Genomic DNA, 16,601 nt, shown 5'->3' with positions numbered 1-16,601 from the left:
TCGATCTCCGGTATCCTCCCAATCGGCCCCGAAACTCTGGTTTCAATCGATACGAATTTTCCCTCGTCACCGATCGTCAAGTCTCAGGACGCGCGAAGGGTGTGTCGCTTTGCCATAACTGTCAAATGCGATCTTTGATGGTTGCTATATCGAGACTGATATGGCTTAGGCTAGTGACGACGCTGCCGGATTCAGCCGGGGCGCCGGGCGTAGGAGTAGGGAAAAAATCATGGCGGCGCTGCGAAATCCTGGCGGAATATCAGCCGGTTACGATGAGATTCCGGGTGATGGCGGAACCTTGCTGCGCAGCGGCTTGAGCCTGCGTCACATGCGCATGATCGCGGCCCTCGACGAGCACGGCCGGGTGAGTGCCGCGGCCCAGGTCATGAACATCTCGCAGCCGGCCGCCTCGCGCATGATCGCCGAGATGGAGGCCGTGCTCGACGTCAAGCTCTGCGAAAGGCTGCCGCGCGGCATCACGCTGACGCCTTATGGCAAGGCGTTGGCACGGCGCGCGCGATCGATCCTGCTCGAGATGCGCGAGGTCGACCGTGAGATATTCGAGCTCAAGGCGGGCAAGGGTGGCTCGGTGTTTCTGGGCGCGGTGACAGCACCGGCGATCGAGCTGGCAGTGCCGGCGATCCGCGAGATCCGGCGCCTCTATCCGCGCATCGAAATCACCATGCAGGTCGAGACCTCGAACGTGCTTGCGCGCGAGCTGATCGCCTCGCGCCACGATTTCATCATCGCCCGCATCCCCGACGATCTCAATCCGCGGCTGTTCGAAGCGCGAGTCATCGGCGTCGAGAAGGCCTGCCTGATCGTGCGCCGCGGCCATCCGCTGACCAAGGGCAAGGCAGTGCGGCTGGAAGACACCGCCGCCTATGACTGGGTCTTCCAGTCGGGCGGTTCGCCGCTGCGCCAGGCGATGGAGAGCAACTTCCTGAACCGAAACATCGCCCTGCCGGACCGCATCCTCAACACCAGCTCGCTGCTATTGACTCTGGTCATGGTCGCGCAATCCGACGCCATCGCGCCGGTGTCGATCCAGGTCGCGAAGTTCATCCAGAACCCGGAAGGCCTGGCCGGCGCCATCGATGTTGTCCAGACCGAATTCGACATCGAGGTCAGGCCCTACAGCCTGATCACGGTAAAGAACCGCGCGCTGTCGCCGGCAGCCAAGATGCTGCACGATTTTATTCTGCGAGAGGTGGGCTGAGGGTTGGAGCGGGTAGCGGGCGCATCCCGTGGCCGGCCAGACGACCAGACAGGCCCGCCAGCAGCGGCGCCGATGCACGTCCGCCCCTATTGCGTGATGCTTAAAAAAGCCCGCCAGCAGAAGCCAGCGGGCCAAGGGTAGACTTTCCGGTTGGGGTCATTCGAGGCCCCGCCGACCCTCAATGTGAGATATTCCACGAACTGGCACATCGGCCAAACAGATGAAAGACGGCCAGCCGGGCTATAAAAAATTTTCTGTGAATTTCGCTGGTTTTCAGCCTGGCCAAAACAAGTTTAATGCAGTGGGGCAGAAGCTGGAGCGGGTAGCGGGAATCGAACCCGCGCGTTCAGCTTGGGAAGCTGACAAGCTACCATTACATCATACCCGCGCTGTCCCTCCGATATCATGGCCCGGCGCCGATGCGCAATCCGATTTGAGGCGCCGCCTTGATGCAGCGCGGTCGACTGCGTATTTCTGGGCATGTGCCCGAATCGCGGCACCCGACTGTGGAGACAGGCCTTGTCCGCACTGAACCGCTTTCTCGGCGATACGCCGCTCCGGGTGATCTTGAAGCTGCTCGTGGTGTCGTTCCTCGTCGGCCTGGTCATGAACGCCTTCGGCTGGTCGCCGATGGACGTGCTTTACGGCATCCGCAAATTCTTCATAGACCTGTGGAATTTGGGCTTCCACGCCATCGACCGCTTTCTCGGCTACATCCTGCTCGGTGCCGCGATCGTCGTGCCGGCGTTCATCCTGCTCAGGATCGCTAACTACCGGAAGTGAATTTTCAGGCGTAGGCAGCGGCCATCTCGAACAGGATGGCATGGCGTGCGGCGAGTGCTGCGACATCCGTTGAATAGCCTCCGCCGATAACGCCGCACACCGGTATGCCAAGCGTAAGGAAATGGCGGATCACCATATCGTCGCGGGCGCGCAGCCCGTCATCCGTGAGCGACAACCTGCCGAGCCGGTCCTCGGCATGGACATCGACCCCGGCATTGTAGAAGACGAGGTCCCAGCGCCTTCGCGCCGACAGCTCCGGCAGGGTGGCGTCCAGCCGCTCTAGATAGGCTGCATCGCCGGCGCCGTCGGGCAGGGCGACATCGAGATCGGAGGCGATCTTGCGCGCGGGGTAGTTGCGGTCGCCATGCATGGAGAAGGTAAACACGCGCGGCTCGTCGTTCAGGATATCCGCCGTGCCGTCGCCCTGATGCACGTCGAGATCGACCACCAGGATGTTTTGGACAGCAGCTTCGGCAAGCAGCACCAGCGCAGCCACGGCCACATCGTTGAAGGTGCAGAAGCCGGCGCCTTGCGCGCGCCGCGCATGATGGCTACCGCCGGCGGTGTTGCAGGCGATTCCGTTCAGCAAAGCCAGCCGCGCCGCCAGCACCGTGCCGGCCGTTGCGAGCTGCGCCCTCAGCGAAACCCGCGGTCCAACGGGAAAGCCGATCTCGCGCTCGATCCCCACCGGCACTTCGCAGGCAAGCACCTGATCGACATAGTCGGCCGCGTGGGCAAGCTTCAGCCATGATGGCCGCGCCGCCGCTGGCATGTTGAGCGCTTCGGGCCGCGCCAGGCCGCGTGCCCGCAAGGCGTCCATCAGCAGCGGATATTTGCTCATCGGGAAGCGGTGGTTGACGGCGAAGCCGGCGTCGTAATCGGGATGATGAACGATCTGCAAGGGCATGGGACGGCCGGTGCGCCAGAGGCGGGTTTCGGTTGACCATAGCGGGGTGGATGGTTGCGCGAGGTCCGCAAACTGGGGCACATCGGCTAGCCGATCAAGCGGCAACAGGAAGCAACACGCGTTTGGAGCAGGCTTTACCCACCGAAGCCCACGCCCCCGAAGCCAGGGCCTTCGTCGTCACCAACCGCTCGGTGCTCGCCATCGCCGTGCCGATGACGCTTGCCTATCTGACGACGCCGTTGCTCGGAATTGTCGACACGGCGGTGGTCGGACAGTTCGGCGACGCCGCCCTTCTCGGCGGCCTGGCGGCCGGCGCCCTGATCTTCGATGTCGTCTTCACCACCTTCAACTTCCTGCGCTCCGGCACCACCGGCTTGGTCGCCCAGGCCTTCGGGCGCGGCGATGCGCTGGAGGAGCAGGCGGTGTTCTGGCGCGCCGTGCTGATCGCGGTCGTCGCCGGCATTGTGCTTGCCGCACTTGCGCCGCTGGTCTCCACCGCCGGGCAATGGTTCATCGGCGCCGAGCCGCGCGTCAGCGCGGCGATGGACGTGTATATCCACATCAGGATGCTCGCAGCACCGTTCTCGCTGATCAATTACGCCATCCTCGGTTACGTGCTGGGGCGCGGCGAAGGCGGGCTCGGGCTGATGCTGCAATTGATACTGAACGGCATCAACATCGCCCTCTGCTTCCTGCTTGGCCTGGAGCTCGGCTGGGGCGTTGCCGGCGTTGCCTGGGCAACGGTCACCGGCGAATTCGTCGCCATGCTGCTTGGTCTCGCCATTGTCGGCCGGCGCTTTTGGGCCGCGCCCAGGTTGCCGCGCCACCGCGTCCTCGATCTGCCGGCATTCCTGCGCATGATGTCGCTCAATCGCGATATCATGATCCGCTCCTTTTCGCTGCTCGCCGCCTTCGCGCTGTTCACGCGCCAAGGGGCGCAATTCGGCACGCTGACCCTGGCCGCCAACGCCGTGCTGATGAACCTCTTCCTGATTGCCGGCTATTTCCTCGATGGTTTCGCCACCGCCGCTGAACAGCTCGCCGGGCGCGCCATCGGTGCTCGTGCCGCCACGGCGTTCGACCGGGCGGTGCGGCTGACGCTGCTTTGGGGGCTCGGGCTGGCGGGCACGGCGACGCTCTTCCTCCTGCTGGAGGGCACCGATCTCGTCGCCCTGATCACGACCTCGACGGACGTCCGCGCCATTGCCGACATCTACTTGCCCTGGGCGGCGTTCACCGCGCTCAGCGGCGCGCTGGCTTTCGAGATGGACGGGGTTTTCATCGGCGCGACGTGGTCGCGCGACATGCGCAACATGATGCTGGTGTCGTTCCTGGCGTTCAGCGCCGCGCTGCTGATCCTGTCGCCGGCCTTCGGCAATCACGGCCTATGGGCGGCGTTGCATGTGTTCCTGCTTGTACGCGGCTTCAGCCTGCTCGCCATATTGCGGCTGCGGATGCGCACGGCCTTTGGCTGATCGCTAAAGCGGTTTCGCTGCCCATTGAATGAGGCGGCTGTCGCGAAGCTCGCGCAGCGACTTCAGCCCATGACTGTCCATGAAACGGGCCATGCCGGAAAGAATGCGTCCCGGCAGCGCAGGCCCGGCATAGATCATGCCGGTATAGAGCTGCACGAGATCGGCGCCGGCACGGATCTTTTCCAGCGCCGTCTCGGCGGAATCCACGCCGCCGACGCCGATGATGGCGCGATCCGGCCCAAGCAGTTTTCGCATCTTAGCCAGCACGATCGTCGAGCGTTCGAACAAGGGTTTCCCCGAAAGCCCGCCGGCCTCGCCGGCAAGGCCGGCGCTGCTCAGGCCGGCTCGCGCGATCGTGGTGTTGGAGACGATGACGCCGTCTATTTGCTTCTCAGTGACCTCGGCGGCGATATCCTCCAGCTCGGCCTCGACCAGATCCGGCGCGATCTTGAGGAAGACGGGCGGTCTTGCCGGTGCCGCGGCACGCGCGGCCATGACCCGCGACAGGAGCTCGCCAAGCTGTTCGCGCGCCTGCATGTTGCGCAGGCCCGGCGTGTTCGGCGAGGAGATATTGATTGTCAGATAGCTGGCATATCGCGCGAACCGGATCACGCCGCTCTCAAAGTCACTGACGCGGTCGGCGCTGTCCTTGTTGGCCCCTATGTTGATTCCGACGATGCCGGCGCGGCCCTTACGGGTGGCAAGGCGCTTTTCCGCGGCGGCGTGGCCTTCATTGTTGAAGCCCAGCCGGTTGATCACTGCCCCGTCCGAAGGCAGCCGGAAGATGCGCGGCTTCGGATTGCCCGTCTGCGGCAGCGGCGTGATCGTGCCGACCTCGGCGAAGCCGAAGCCGAGGCCGAGCAGCGCGTCCGGCACTTCGGCATTCTTGTCGTAACCCGCGGCCATGCCGAGCGGGTTCGGGAAATCGAGCCCGCAAAGGCTGACTTTCAGCCTTTCGTCCTTTGGCGGACGACCGGCGACCGGCAGCCCGCATCTCAGCGCGGCGATCGACAGCCCATGCGCGGTTTCCGGATCGAGCGTGAACAGCAGTTTCTGGCCGATCCGGTCGAACGCGCTCATTCGGCCCCCACCGCCGGGAATTCATGCCGGCCGTCGCCGCCGAGCGGCAATGCCTGCACAGAAACGACCGCATCGAGGCCGAGCGCGCCGTAGAGATGCGGGAACAAGGCGCCGCCGCGCGAGACCTCATATTTCAGCGCATCGCCGAGGCGCGCGCTGTCAATGGCAACCAGCAGCAACCCGGCCTGGCCGGCGAAATGTTTTGCTGCCGTTTCCCGAACCTGCCCGGCGGTGGAAAAATGGATGAAGCCGTCGGCGACGTCGATCGGCGCGCCGGTGAAGCGGCCTTCTCTTTCAGCCTCGCGCCACAGCGCCTCGGGAACTATCTTGTAGATGATCTCGGACATCGTTGCGCTATAGTCCGAACAGATCATGCGGGGAAGGGGCAAGCGGGTTTCGGAGGCTCCGAAGTCTTCCCCATTTCAGGCGCAAACATGTGATACATTGAGCCAACTGGCTCATGGAGGAAAACATGCGTCTGAAACACGTCTTGATCCCTGCAGCACTGGTCTCGCTCGTCTCAGCTTCGGCGTTTTCCGAGGAGGCCGATCGCTACCGGCTGGAAAAATCGGCCAATGGCTATGTCCGCATGGATACCCAGACCGGCGCCATGTCGCTCTGCGAGGAGCGCTCCGGTCAGCTCGTCTGCAAGACGGCGGCCGACGAACGTGCCGCTCTCCAGGATGAGGTCGACCGGCTGCAAAATTCGGTGAAGGCGCTCGACGAACGCGTCGCCAAGCTCGAAAATTCGCTTGCCGCGCGTTTCGAATCGACTTTGCCCAGCGAGGAGGATTTCAACAAGACGATGGGCTATATGGAGCGCTTCCTGCGCAGCTTCATGGATATCGTCAAGGACATGGACAAGGACGAAGACGGCGCCAAGCCCAATTCGCAAAAGACCTAGGCAATTCGCAAAAAGACCTGGGGCGGGAATAGCAAGCCGGCCACGCCGAACAGCAGGCGAAGCGTTATAATCGTTCAGATCCTGGAAGGCGGAAAATCGCCAATGGGAGTCGGGGAGGGATATCACCGTTGGGCTACACATTCGTCATTGCCGACGATCACCCGCTTTTTCGCGGTGCATTGAGGGAGGCACTCGCGGGCATCGGGGATGTTGCCGCCATTCACGAGGCCGGCGATTTCGAAAGCGCCAAGGCGCTGGTCCTGGCCAATGAGGATGTCGATCTGGTGCTGCTCGATCTCTCGATGCCGGGGGCAAGCGGTCTTTCCGGCCTGATTTCGTTGCGCGGCATCCATCCGGCGGTGCCGATGATGGTGGTCTCGGCGCATGACGATCCGGTGACGATCCGGCGCGCGCTCGATCTCGGCGCCTCCGGCTTCATCTCCAAATCGGCCAGCATGGAGGAGATCCGCAATGCGGTGCAGTCGGTGCTCGCAGGTGATATCGCGGCACCCGCCGGGGTCGATCTCGGCGTCGAGCGCGATCCCGAGATTTCCGACCTGATCAAGCGGCTGCAGGCGCTGACCCCACAGCAGACGCGCGTGCTCGGCATGCTGGCCGAGGGACTGCTCAACAAGCAGATCGCCTATGAGCTCGGGGTCTCTGAAGCGACGATCAAAGCGCATGTCTCGGCCATCCTGCAGAAGCTCGGCGTCGACAGCCGCACCCAGGCGGTGATCCTTTTGTCCAAAATCGGCAGCGACCCGTTGCAGACGGCCGGCTGATTCCTATTCGGCCGCCGGCGCCAGCGGCCTGACCCTGGCCATCATCGAGCGCAGCATCGCCGGTTTCAGTGGTTTGCTGATCACCGGCACGTCGAGCCTGCCGGCGGCGGCGCGAACCTCGCTGGAGCGATCGGCAGTGACCAGCACGGCCGGCAGGTCCTCGCCATGGATCGCACGCAACTCGGCGATCAATTCGAGGCCGGTCTTGTCGTCGAGATGATAGTCGGCAAGCACGATGTCCGGCCGATGCATACCGGACCTGTCGAGATCCTCCGCGCCGGAAAGCGTGTCGACGCTGCAGCCCCAGCCCTCGAGCAACAGCCGCATGCCGTCGAGGATGCGGCCGTCATTGTCGATGCAGAGCACATGCAGCCCGGCAAGCGAGGCCGCGGCACGGGCAGGCGGCTTCGCCTCGGCCTCGCGCCGCGGTGCCTGCACGGCCACCACCGGCAGCAACACGGAAAAGCGCGTGCCCTTGCCGGGATTGGAGAATATCCGGATTTCGAGGCGCAGGACGCGGGCGATGCGGTCGACGATGGAGAGCCCCAAGCCGAGGCCTTCCGCCTCGCGCATGCCCTCGTCGAGCCGGGTGAATTCGCGAAACACGGTGTTGAGCTTGTCGCCGGCAATGCCGATGCCAGTGTCGATAACCTGGATCTCGGCCAGTTCGCCGCGCCGCCGCACGCCGACCAGGATACGGCCACGGCGCGTATACTTGATGGCGTTTGAGACCAGGTTCTGGATCAGCCGGCGCAGCAGATTTCGATCCGTCATGACGCTGAGCGACGACGGCATGATCGAGAGTTCGAGTTTCTTTTCGGCGGCAAGCGGCCGGAAGTCGTTGCCGATCTGGCGCAGCAGCCCGTCGAGGCCGAAGCTCGTATCGTCCGGCTTCATCGCGCCGGCATCGAGGCGCGAAATGTCGAGCACCGCGCCGAGGATGGTCTCGACCGATTCCAGCGACGATTCGATGTTCATCGCCGCCTTGCCGGCAGGTCCCTTGCCGGTCTTCTCGATCAGCGACGAGCAATAGAGGCGGGCGGCGTTCAGCGGCTGCAGGATGTCGTGGCCGGCGGCGGCGAGGAAGCGGGTCTTGCCGAGATTGGCCTCCTCGGCCAGCATCTGCGCCTGCGCCAGCTCCTCGTTGACGCGGGTGAGCTCGGCGGTGCGGTTCTTCACTCGCTGTTCCAGTGATTCGTTGGCGCGCTTCAGCGCCAGATCCTGCTCGACGCGTCCGGAAATGTCGGCATAGGTGGCGACGATGCCGCCGTCCGGCATCGGATTGGAGCGCAATTCGAGAATGCGTCCGCTGGTCTTCAACTCCATCTGCCAGGGGCTGACGAAGCTGGTCAGGCGGTTGAGCATGGTAACGCGCTGGTCTGCCGGTATATCACCGCGCTCGGCAAGGTGGCGCAGGATACGATCGAGCGAGACGCCGACCTGGCCCATCTCGTCGGGCAGGTCGAACAGCGCCCGGTACTGGCGGTTCCAGCAGATCAACCGGAAATCGCGGTCGAAGACAGTGATGCCCTGCTCCATCTGATCGAGTGCGATCTGCAGCAGGTCGCGATTGTGCTGCAGCGCCTCGGTGGCGTCGTCGAGCAGGCGGAAGGCGTCCTTGGATTCGCGGTCGTTGCGGCGCAGCAGCAGCGACAGGATCAGCCGCGCCGAAGAGGAGCCGACGGCACTGGCCAGAAGCTGCTCGGAGAAGCGGATAACATCCATGCTGGCCTGTTCGTTGCCGTGCAGTGAAGTGCCGCTGCTCTTCTCGAACGACTGGAAGGAGCGCTCGGTGCGTTCGACACCGAGATAGCGCGCAATCGTGTCCTTCAGGTCGTTGACGGTGATGGTGGTGCGGAAGCGGCGCAGGCTCGGCAGCGGCCCCGCCTCGCGCGGCACGAAGATCGACGCCTGGATGCGCTCCAGCGGCACCGACGCCCGCGACAGCGAGCCGAACACAAAAAACAGCGTGTTGATCGACAGGCTCCACAGCACGCCGTGGTTCAGCGGCTCGGCGACGGTGCCGAACAGGGATTGCGGTCGCAATGCATCGAAGCCGAACAGGCCGTGGACGAGGATGCCGGTATCGGGCGCGGCGAGCGATGGAAGCAGCAGCGTGTAGCTCCAGACGACGATGCCGGCGACCATGCCGAGTGCCGCCCCCCTTCCGTTGGCGCCGCGCCAGACCAGGCCGCCGATCATTGCCGGCGCGAACTGCGCGATCGCCGCGAACGACATCAGGCCGATCGAGGACAGCCGCGCGCTGTTGGTGCTCTCGCGGTAGTAGAGAAAAGCGATGAACAGCATGATGAAGATCGCCGCCCGCCGCACATTGAGGATGAGCGTCGACCAGTCCTCGCTCTCTGAGGTCGTGGTCCGCAGCAGCCGGCGCACGAACAGCGGGATGATCAGGTCGTTGGAGATCATGATCGACAGCGCGACGCTTTCGACGATCACCATTGCCGTCGCCGCCGACAGGCCGCCGATGAAGGCCGCCATCGCCAGCACGTCGTGGCCGCTGAACAGCGGCAGCGACAGCACGTAGAGGTCGCTGCTGGTCCTGGTGCCGACCAGTTCCAGGCCGGCCAGCGCGATCGGCAGCACGAACAGGTTGATCGCCACCAGATAGAGCGGAAACACCCATGTCGCGGTGCGCAGCTCGGCCTCGCTGCGGTTCTCGACGATGGTGACGTAGAACTGGCGCGGCAGCATGAGAATGGCAAAGCCGCTCAGGCATGTCAGCACAAGCCAGGTGGCGAGTGAGGTGTTGTAGCCCATCGCCTGGCGCACCTGCGTGTTTTCGGCGAGCCGGTCGAACATATCGCCTGGCCCGCCCAAGATCAGAAACATGACCATCAGGCCGATCGCCAGGAAGGCGGCCAGCTTGACCACGGTCTCGACCGCCACCGCCAGCACCAGTCCGTCCTGGTGCTCGGTGGCATCCGCATGGCGCGTGCCGAACAGCACCGCAAACAGCGCCAGCAGCATGGCCACGACCAGCGAGATGTCGCTGACGAACGGATCGAACGACGGGGGCGAGCCGGTATAGTGCTCGACCATCAGGCTGACCGAGCCGGAGATCGCCTTCAATTGCAGCGCGATATAGGGCACGGCGCCGATGGTCGCGATCAGCGTGGCGATCGCCGCGACAGCGAAGCTCTTGCCGTAGCGGGCACCGAGAAAGTCGGCGATCGAGGTGATCTTCTCGGTCTTGGCCAGCCTGACGATGCGCTGCAGCAGCGGAAAGCCGAACACGAACACCAGGACCGGTCCGATATAGATGCCGAGGAACTCGAGGCCGCGCTCGGAGGACAGCCCGACCGAGCCGAAGAAGGTCCAGGAGGTGCAGTAAATGGCGAGGCTGAGCGCATAGATGAACGGCCGGGCGCGGCCGGGCCCGGATGAAGTCGAGCGGCGGTCGCCCAGGCTGGCGATGACGAACAGCAACGTCACATAGGCGATCGCGATGATGACGATGAACCAGCCCTGCACGCCTCGAACTTCCTCCCTGCGCCGGCTTTTTCATCCGGCCTTGCAGACGCAATCACAGCTTGGCGATCGAGTCCATCGCGGCTTTCGGCGTATCATATCGACTGCGTCGGGCAATCGTGACCGGCTGAAACCAGCTTTTGTTCCTGTTGCAACCGCAGGTTTTTGCTATTCTGCCTGCCGGTCGATGCCGGAGGAGCGGACGGCAGAACGGCCGGTCAGGACAAGGAGGAGTCGAATGCTGAAAGAGTTTCAGGAATTCATTTCCAGGGGCAATGTGGTGGACCTGGCCGTCGCCGTCATCATTGGCGCTGCCTTCGGCAAGATCGTCACCTCGCTGGTCGACGACATCATCATGCCTATTGTAGGTGCGATCTTCGGAGGACTGGACTTCAACAACTACTTCATACCCCTGTCTTCTGCGGTGAATGCAACCTCGCTGGCTGATGCAAAGAAACAGGGTGCGGTCTTCGCCTATGGCAGCTTCATCACCGTGGCGCTGAATTTCCTTATCCTCGCCCTCATCATCTTCCTGATGGTCAAGGCGGTGAACAATCTGCGCCAGCGTCTGGAGCGCGAGAAACCGGCCGCCCCGGCCGCTCCGCCGCCAGCCGACGTCGCGCTGCTCACCGAAATTCGCGATCTCCTCGCCAGAAAATAGCGCCTGCGAGAACCTTTCTGGACCAAAACCCCGGTCGCTTGCGGCCGGGGTTTTCTGTTTTCGTCCGTCCTGAAACACGCTAGCAGTCGAGCAAACGAAAACGGATCCATCCATGACCCTGATCGATACTCTGCGCGCCGAAGCGCGGGCGGCGCCTGAAAGCGGCATTGTCGCCGTCATGAACCGTGGCCGCGGCCGCGACGGCATGATCCCGCTCTGGGCCGGCGAGGGCGACCTGCCGACGCCTGCCTTCATCACCGATGCCGCCGCCAAGGCACTCGCCGGCGGCGAGACCTTCTACACCTGGCAGCGGGGCATTCCTGAACTCAGGCAGGCGCTCGCCCGCTACTACACCAGGCATTTCGGCAAGACTTTCGCCAACGAAGAATTTATCGTCACCGGCTCCGGCATGCACGCTATCCAGTTGGCCATCGATGCGGTGGCCGGCAAGGGCGACGAACTCGTCTACCTGTCGCCGGCATGGCCGAACTTCGCCGCCGCCGCCGGGGTGGCCGGCGCCGTGCCCGTCGCGGTCACGCTCGACCAGTCGGGCAATGGCTGGTCCTGCGATGTCGACAAGATCGCAGCGGCGATCACGTCGCGAACCAAGGCGCTGTTCGTCAACACGCCGTCCAACCCGACCGGCTGGACCGCCGACAAGGAAACGCTGCAGGCGATCCTCGATCTCGCCCGCGAGAGGGGCCTGTGGATCATCGCCGACGAGATCTACGCGCTGTTTCATTACGGCCATGGCCGCGCGCCGTCCTTCATCGACATCATGGCTGATGAGGACCGCATCCTGTTCGTCAATTCCTTTTCCAAGAACTGGGCGATGACCGGCTGGCGCATCGGCTGGATCAAGATCCATCCCGCCTTGCAGCAGGTGTTCGAGAACCTGGTCCAGTATTCGACCTCCGGCGTTGCGCAGTTCATGCAGCGCGGCGCCGTCGTCGCGCTCGACGAGGGCGATGCCTTCATCGTCGAACAGGTAGAGCGGGCGAGGGCGGCGCGCGACTTGGTCTGCGGCATTCTCGCCGAAACCGGCAGGGCCCGGTTCACCGTACCGCAGGGCGCATTCTATCTGTTCTTCGCCGTCGACGGCATCACCGATTCCCGCGCTGCCGCCTTCGACATGGTCGACCGCGCCAATGTCGGCCTGGCTCCCGGCACCGCCTTCGGCCCCGGCGGTGAAGCCTTCCTCAGGCTGTGCTTCCACCGCCGTCTCGACCAGCTCGAGGAAGCCGCGCACCGGCTGGCGAAATGGATGAAGAGTGTGTGAGGTGTGTTGAGGTTCGCGCCAGGCATCGCAGCACTGAAAAATGAGGCGGCACCGATAGGCGGCTACCGCAATGATGCCCGTGGCGGCGGAGTTACCCGCCCGACTTTGGCACCAGCAACGGAATGACGCGGTCGCTCTTGGCGACCGACGGTCGGCCCGCCGAACCGTAGGAAATCCCCAACGCGTCCCATGTCTCGACCAGCGCGTCCTGCAGAGAGGCGATCAGCGCGTCCGAATGGAACGGTGTCGGCGTGATGCGCAGCCGCTCGGTGCCGCGCGGCACTGTCGGGTAGTTGATCGGCTGGATGTAGATGCCGTGCACACCGAGCAGGCGGTCGCTGGCCATCTTGCAGAGCTCGGGATCGCCGACCAGAAGCGGCACGATGTGGGTAGGCGACTCCATCACCGGCAGGCCGGCCGCGGCCAGCACTTGCTTGGTCCGTGTTGCCTGACGCAGCTGCGCATCGCGCTCGGCCTGCGAGCGCTTGAGATGGCGGATCGAGGTGGTTGCCGCGGCAGCGATCGCCGGCGGCAACGCCGTGGTGAAGATGAAGCCCGGCGCATAGGAGCGCACCGCGTCGATCACCGCAGTGTTGCCGGCGATGTAGCCGCCAAGCGTGCCGAACGCCTTGGCCAGTGTGCCCTCGATGATGTCGATGCGGTCGGCCAGCCCTTCGCGCTCGGTGATGCCGCCGCCGCGCGGCCCGTACATGCCGACGGCGTGGACCTCGTCGATGTAGGTCATGGCGTTGTAGCGCTCGGCGAGATCGACGATCTGCTTGATCGGCGCGATGTCGCCGTCCATCGAATAAACGCTCTCGAAGACGATCAGCTTGGCGCGCTCGCGGCCGGCCGTCTGCAGCAGGCTTTCGAGATGCGCGACGTCGTTATGGCGGAAAATCTTCTTCTCGGCGCCCGAGCGCCGCACGCCTTCGATCATCGAAGCGTGGTTGAGCTCGTCCGAGATGATCAGGCAATTGGGAAGCAGCTTTGCAATGGTCGAGATCGACGCCTCGTTGGAAACGAAGCCGGAGGTGAAAACCAGTGCGGCTTCCTTGTCGTGCAGGTCGGCCAGCTCCAGTTCGAGCTCGACCAGCGGGTTGCTGGTGCCGGAAATGTTGCGGGTGCCGCCAGCCCCCGACCCCATCTTGCCTGCCGCCTTCTGGAACGCGGCAATGACGTCCGGATGCTGGCCCATGCCGAGATAGTCGTTGGAGCACCAGACGGTAATTTCCTCGGCGCGGCCATTGGCGCGCCAGATGGCGCGCGGGAATTTCCCTACGATACGCTCAAGGTCGGCGAAGACGCGGTAGCGACGCTCTGCATGGAGCTGGTCGATCGCTTCCTCGAAAAACCGCTGATAGTTCATGTCGCCTTCCAGTTTTGCGCGGGATCATAGTCATTGGCCCATTCGTCGTCCACCTGGCCTTTTTGGTCAAAATGCCACGCCCCGAGCCTGTTCCTAACGACCACGGAACGTGGCCTATTCCCTTGATGTGGATCAATCTTGTTTCAGGACAATGCCACGCGCGGATGAGACCGGTTACCGCAGGTTCTAATGGCTTGGCGGCAGGTTCTCCAGTAAGGCGACGATTGAGACAGTGCCGATAAATCATGAATAGCGAGGATGCGGATGACGGTTTTGGTGACAGGCGGTGCCGGCTATATCGGTAGCCATATGGTCTGGGAATTGCTGGACACGGGTGACAGCGTCGTCGTCCTCGACCGGCTTTCGACCGGCTTTGAATGGGCGGTGGCTCCGGAAGCAAAGCTCGTCGTCGGCGACGTCGCCGACAGGGAACTGGTCGCCTCGATCATTCGCGACAATAAGGTCGACGCGATCATCCATTTCGCCGGCTCGATCGTGGTCCCCGAATCGGTCGCCGACCCGCTTGCCTATTACGAGAACAACACCTGCAAGACACGCACCTTGATCGAGACCGCGGTGCGCGAAGGCGTGCCCAATTTCATCTTTTCCTCGACCGCCGCCGTCTATGGCGGCGCGGGCCTGGAGCCGGTGCGCGAGGATGCCCGGCTTGCGCCGGAATCGCCGTACGGCCTGTCCAAGCTGATGAGCGAATGGATGCTGCGCGACGCGGCAATTGCCCATGGGTTGCGCTATACGGCGCTGCGCTATTTCAACGTCGCCGGCGCCGACCCGAAGGGCCGCACCGGCCAGTCGACGCCCGGTGCCACGCATTTGATCAAGGTCGCTTGCGAGACGGCGCTCGGCAAGCGCCCCTTCATGCAGGTGTTCGGCACCGACTATCCGACGCCGGACGGCACCTGCATGCGCGACTATATCCATGTCAGCGACCTGGCGGCGGCGCATCGGCTGGCGCTGCAGCGGCTGCGTGCCGGCGGATCGAGCCTGGTCGCCAATTGCGGCTACAGCCACGGCTATTCGGTGCTCGAGGTCATCGACAGCGTACGCCGCGTCTTCGGCCATGATTTCGAGGTACGGATGGGCGATCGCCGCGCCGGCGACGCCGCCGCGGTGGTCGCCAATTCGGAGCTGGCGCGCGGCGAACTCGGCTGGGTTCCGCAGCGCGACAACCTCGACCAGATCGTTGCCGATGCGCTTGCCTGGGAGCGCATCCTGACCAGCAAGAATTCGGCTCTGGGGTGATATGGCCTCTCCGCAAGGACTCGTTCAGCGCGCTGGGGGCGGAATGAAAATCCTGGTGCTTGGAGCCGGCGTCGTCGGCACGGCGGCGGCCTATTGTCTGGCCAGCGACGGCCATGAGGTGACGGTGATCGAGCGCCATCCGGCGGCGGCGCGCGGCACCAGCCGGTCGAATGCTGGCCTGGTGTCGCCTGGCGATGCCACCGCCTGGGCCTCGCCCGCCGCACTTAAAACGTTCCTGCGCGGCCTCTACAACCACGATCTCGGCATCAAGGTGCGGCTGCGCTTCGATCCGTATTTTTTCGCCTGGAGCCTGCGCTTCCTGCGCCAGTGCACGCATAAGCGCATGCGCGCCAACACCGACGTCAAGCTGCGTCTGGCGCTCTATTCGCGCGACTGCATCAACGCCATCTCGGCCGAAACCGGCATCCACTATGACGAGCGCAAGAAGGGGATTCTGTATTTCTTCCGCTCGCAGCAGAGCTTTGACACCGGCACCGACAATTACCGGTATCTCGGCGAACACGGCCTGCCGATCGAGATCGTCGGCCGCGACCGGCTGGTCGAGCTCGAGCCAGGCCTCGCCGGCGCCAAGGACAAGATTGCCGGCGGCGTCTATTCGCCGATCGACCAGACCGGAGACTCCAGCCGATTCACGCAGCGCCTCGCTGCCTATGCCGCCGAAAAACTCGGCGTCCAATTCCTCTACGGCACCACTGTCGAAGGCCTCGACATCGACGGCGATCAGGTGCGCGCGGTGATGACCTCGGCCGGCCCGATAACCGGCGACGCGGTGGTCATCTCGATGGGACCGGAGAGCGGTCTGCTCGGCCGCCGCTACGGCATCGACCTGCCCGTCTATCCCGTGAAGGGCTATACCGTGACTGTTCCGCTGGAAGATGAAAGCAAGGGGCCGATCATGGGTGGCGCCGACGAGGACCGGCTGATCGGCTATTCCAGGCTGGGAAATCGGCTGCGGATGTCCTCGACGGCGGAGTTCACCGGTTTCGACCGGGCGTTCAAGCCACGCGATTTCAGCTCGATCCTGAACACCGGCAAGGACCTGTTCCCGGGTGCCTTCGACGAGAGCAAGGCCGAGCTCTGGGCTGGACTTCGCCCGATGATGCCGAACTCCGTGCCGGTCATCGGACGGGCGCGGTACGAGAATCTCTACCTCGACACCGGCCACGGCCATCTCGGCTGGACCATGGCCTGCGGCTCGGGAAAGTTCCTTGCCGACATAGTTGCCGGCCGCAAGCCGGAGATCGATCCGCAAGGATTGGTCTACGCGGGCTAGAGTCTTTCACGTTTTGACGGAAGCGTATCCGGCGTTTGCGAAGTAGTTTTTGCATTCGCCGGGTTCGATCGTCGCAACGAGGTGGCCGATGTGGCGCCA

14 protein-coding genes and 1 tRNA gene are annotated in these 16,601 nt (G+C 63.9%); 9 read left to right on the top strand and 6 right to left on the bottom strand.

Going from position 1 to position 16,601, the window contains the following annotated elements:
• Window positions 1-229: 229 nt before the first annotated feature.
• Entirely contained in the window at window positions 230-1,219 is a 990-nt protein-coding gene (locus NKH13_RS21770; protein WP_352464898.1) for a LysR family transcriptional regulator, read from the top strand.
• A 314-nt stretch (window positions 1,220-1,533) separates the two neighbouring features.
• On the opposite strand, the gene NKH13_RS21765 is transcribed toward NKH13_RS21770, so the two are convergent.
• Window positions 1,534-1,607 (bottom strand) — tRNA-Gly (locus NKH13_RS21765).
• 131 nt (window positions 1,608-1,738) lie between these two features.
• Here NKH13_RS21765 and NKH13_RS21760 point away from each other — a divergent pair.
• Window positions 1,739-2,002, top strand: coding sequence for a DUF6460 domain-containing protein (locus NKH13_RS21760; RefSeq protein WP_023677362.1), 264 nt, complete (start codon window positions 1,739-1,741; stop codon window positions 2,000-2,002).
• 4 nt (window positions 2,003-2,006) lie between these two features.
• Here the strand turns inward: NKH13_RS21760 and NKH13_RS21755 are convergent, their stop codons facing one another.
• Entirely contained in the window at window positions 2,007-2,909 is a 903-nt protein-coding gene (locus NKH13_RS21755) for a histone deacetylase family protein (RefSeq protein ID WP_352914264.1), read from the bottom strand.
• A gap of 50 nt (window positions 2,910-2,959) precedes the next feature.
• Here NKH13_RS21755 and NKH13_RS21750 point away from each other — a divergent pair, with 50 nt between their 5' ends.
• On the top strand, window positions 2,960-4,384 hold the full coding sequence (locus NKH13_RS21750; RefSeq protein ID WP_352914392.1) for an MATE family efflux transporter: 1,425 nt from the start codon (window positions 2,960-2,962) through the stop codon (window positions 4,382-4,384).
• Between the two features lie 3 nt (window positions 4,385-4,387).
• Here the strand turns inward: NKH13_RS21750 and NKH13_RS21745 are convergent, their stop codons facing one another.
• Together NKH13_RS21745 and NKH13_RS21740 are read right to left on the bottom strand one after the other, a co-directional pair.
• On the bottom strand, window positions 4,388-5,464 hold the full coding sequence (locus NKH13_RS21745) for a quinone-dependent dihydroorotate dehydrogenase (RefSeq protein ID WP_352914262.1): 1,077 nt from the start codon (window positions 5,462-5,464) through the stop codon (window positions 4,388-4,390).
• Window positions 5,461-5,811, bottom strand: coding sequence for a DUF952 domain-containing protein (locus tag NKH13_RS21740; protein WP_352914261.1), 351 nt, complete (start codon window positions 5,809-5,811; stop codon window positions 5,461-5,463). Before NKH13_RS21740 ends, NKH13_RS21745 begins: the two co-directional genes overlap by 4 nt.
• A gap of 125 nt (window positions 5,812-5,936) precedes the next feature.
• On the opposite strand from NKH13_RS21740, the gene NKH13_RS21735 reads away from it, so the two are divergent.
• Together NKH13_RS21735 and NKH13_RS21730 are read left to right on the top strand one after the other, a co-directional pair.
• Window positions 5,937-6,368 carry a hypothetical protein gene (locus NKH13_RS21735; protein WP_352914260.1) on the top strand — a complete coding sequence of 144 codons (432 nt, stop codon included), beginning with the start codon at window positions 5,937-5,939 and terminating at the stop codon, window positions 6,366-6,368.
• Window positions 6,369-6,487: 119 nt separating this feature from the next.
• Window positions 6,488-7,150 (top strand): response regulator, encoded by a 663-nt coding sequence (locus tag NKH13_RS21730; protein WP_473556440.1) that lies wholly within the window; start codon window positions 6,488-6,490, stop codon window positions 7,148-7,150.
• Between the two features lie 3 nt (window positions 7,151-7,153).
• Here NKH13_RS21730 and NKH13_RS21725 read toward each other — a convergent pair whose 3' ends face one another.
• Window positions 7,154-10,642 (bottom strand): hybrid sensor histidine kinase/response regulator, encoded by a 3,489-nt coding sequence (locus tag NKH13_RS21725; protein WP_352914258.1) that lies wholly within the window; start codon window positions 10,640-10,642, stop codon window positions 7,154-7,156.
• Between the two features lie 235 nt (window positions 10,643-10,877).
• Here NKH13_RS21725 and mscL point away from each other — a divergent pair, with 235 nt between their 5' ends.
• Entirely contained in the window at window positions 10,878-11,300 is a 423-nt protein-coding gene (gene mscL / locus NKH13_RS21720) for a large conductance mechanosensitive channel protein MscL (RefSeq protein WP_352715847.1), read from the top strand.
• A gap of 112 nt (window positions 11,301-11,412) precedes the next feature.
• A complete protein-coding gene (locus NKH13_RS21715) occupies window positions 11,413-12,579 on the top strand; it encodes a pyridoxal phosphate-dependent aminotransferase (protein ID WP_352715649.1) in 1,167 nt (388 codons plus the stop codon).
• Between the two features lie 91 nt (window positions 12,580-12,670).
• On the opposite strand, the gene hemA is transcribed toward NKH13_RS21715, so the two are convergent.
• Window positions 12,671-13,948: a 5-aminolevulinate synthase gene (gene hemA, locus NKH13_RS21710; RefSeq protein ID WP_352715646.1), complete on the bottom strand. Its 1,278-nt coding sequence runs from the start codon at window positions 13,946-13,948 to the stop codon at window positions 12,671-12,673.
• Between the two features lie 264 nt (window positions 13,949-14,212).
• On the opposite strand from hemA, the gene galE reads away from it, so the two are divergent.
• Together galE and NKH13_RS21700 are read left to right on the top strand one after the other, a co-directional pair.
• Window positions 14,213-15,208, top strand: coding sequence for a UDP-glucose 4-epimerase GalE (galE, locus tag NKH13_RS21705; protein ID WP_352715644.1), 996 nt, complete (start codon window positions 14,213-14,215; stop codon window positions 15,206-15,208).
• A gap of 43 nt (window positions 15,209-15,251) precedes the next feature.
• The gene (locus tag NKH13_RS21700; protein WP_352914255.1) at window positions 15,252-16,502 is read left to right on the top strand and encodes a D-amino acid dehydrogenase; all 1,251 of its coding nucleotides are present in this window, start codon (window positions 15,252-15,254) and stop codon (window positions 16,500-16,502) included.
• The last annotated feature ends 99 nt before the right edge of the window (window positions 16,503-16,601 follow it).

The sequence above is a fragment of the Mesorhizobium sp. M1348 genome, from assembly GCF_040317925.1.
Lineage (GTDB): Bacteria > Pseudomonadota > Alphaproteobacteria > Rhizobiales > Rhizobiaceae > Mesorhizobium.
Note: the sequence above shows the minus strand (reverse complement) of the source record. Positions and strands in the feature narration are given on the sequence as shown.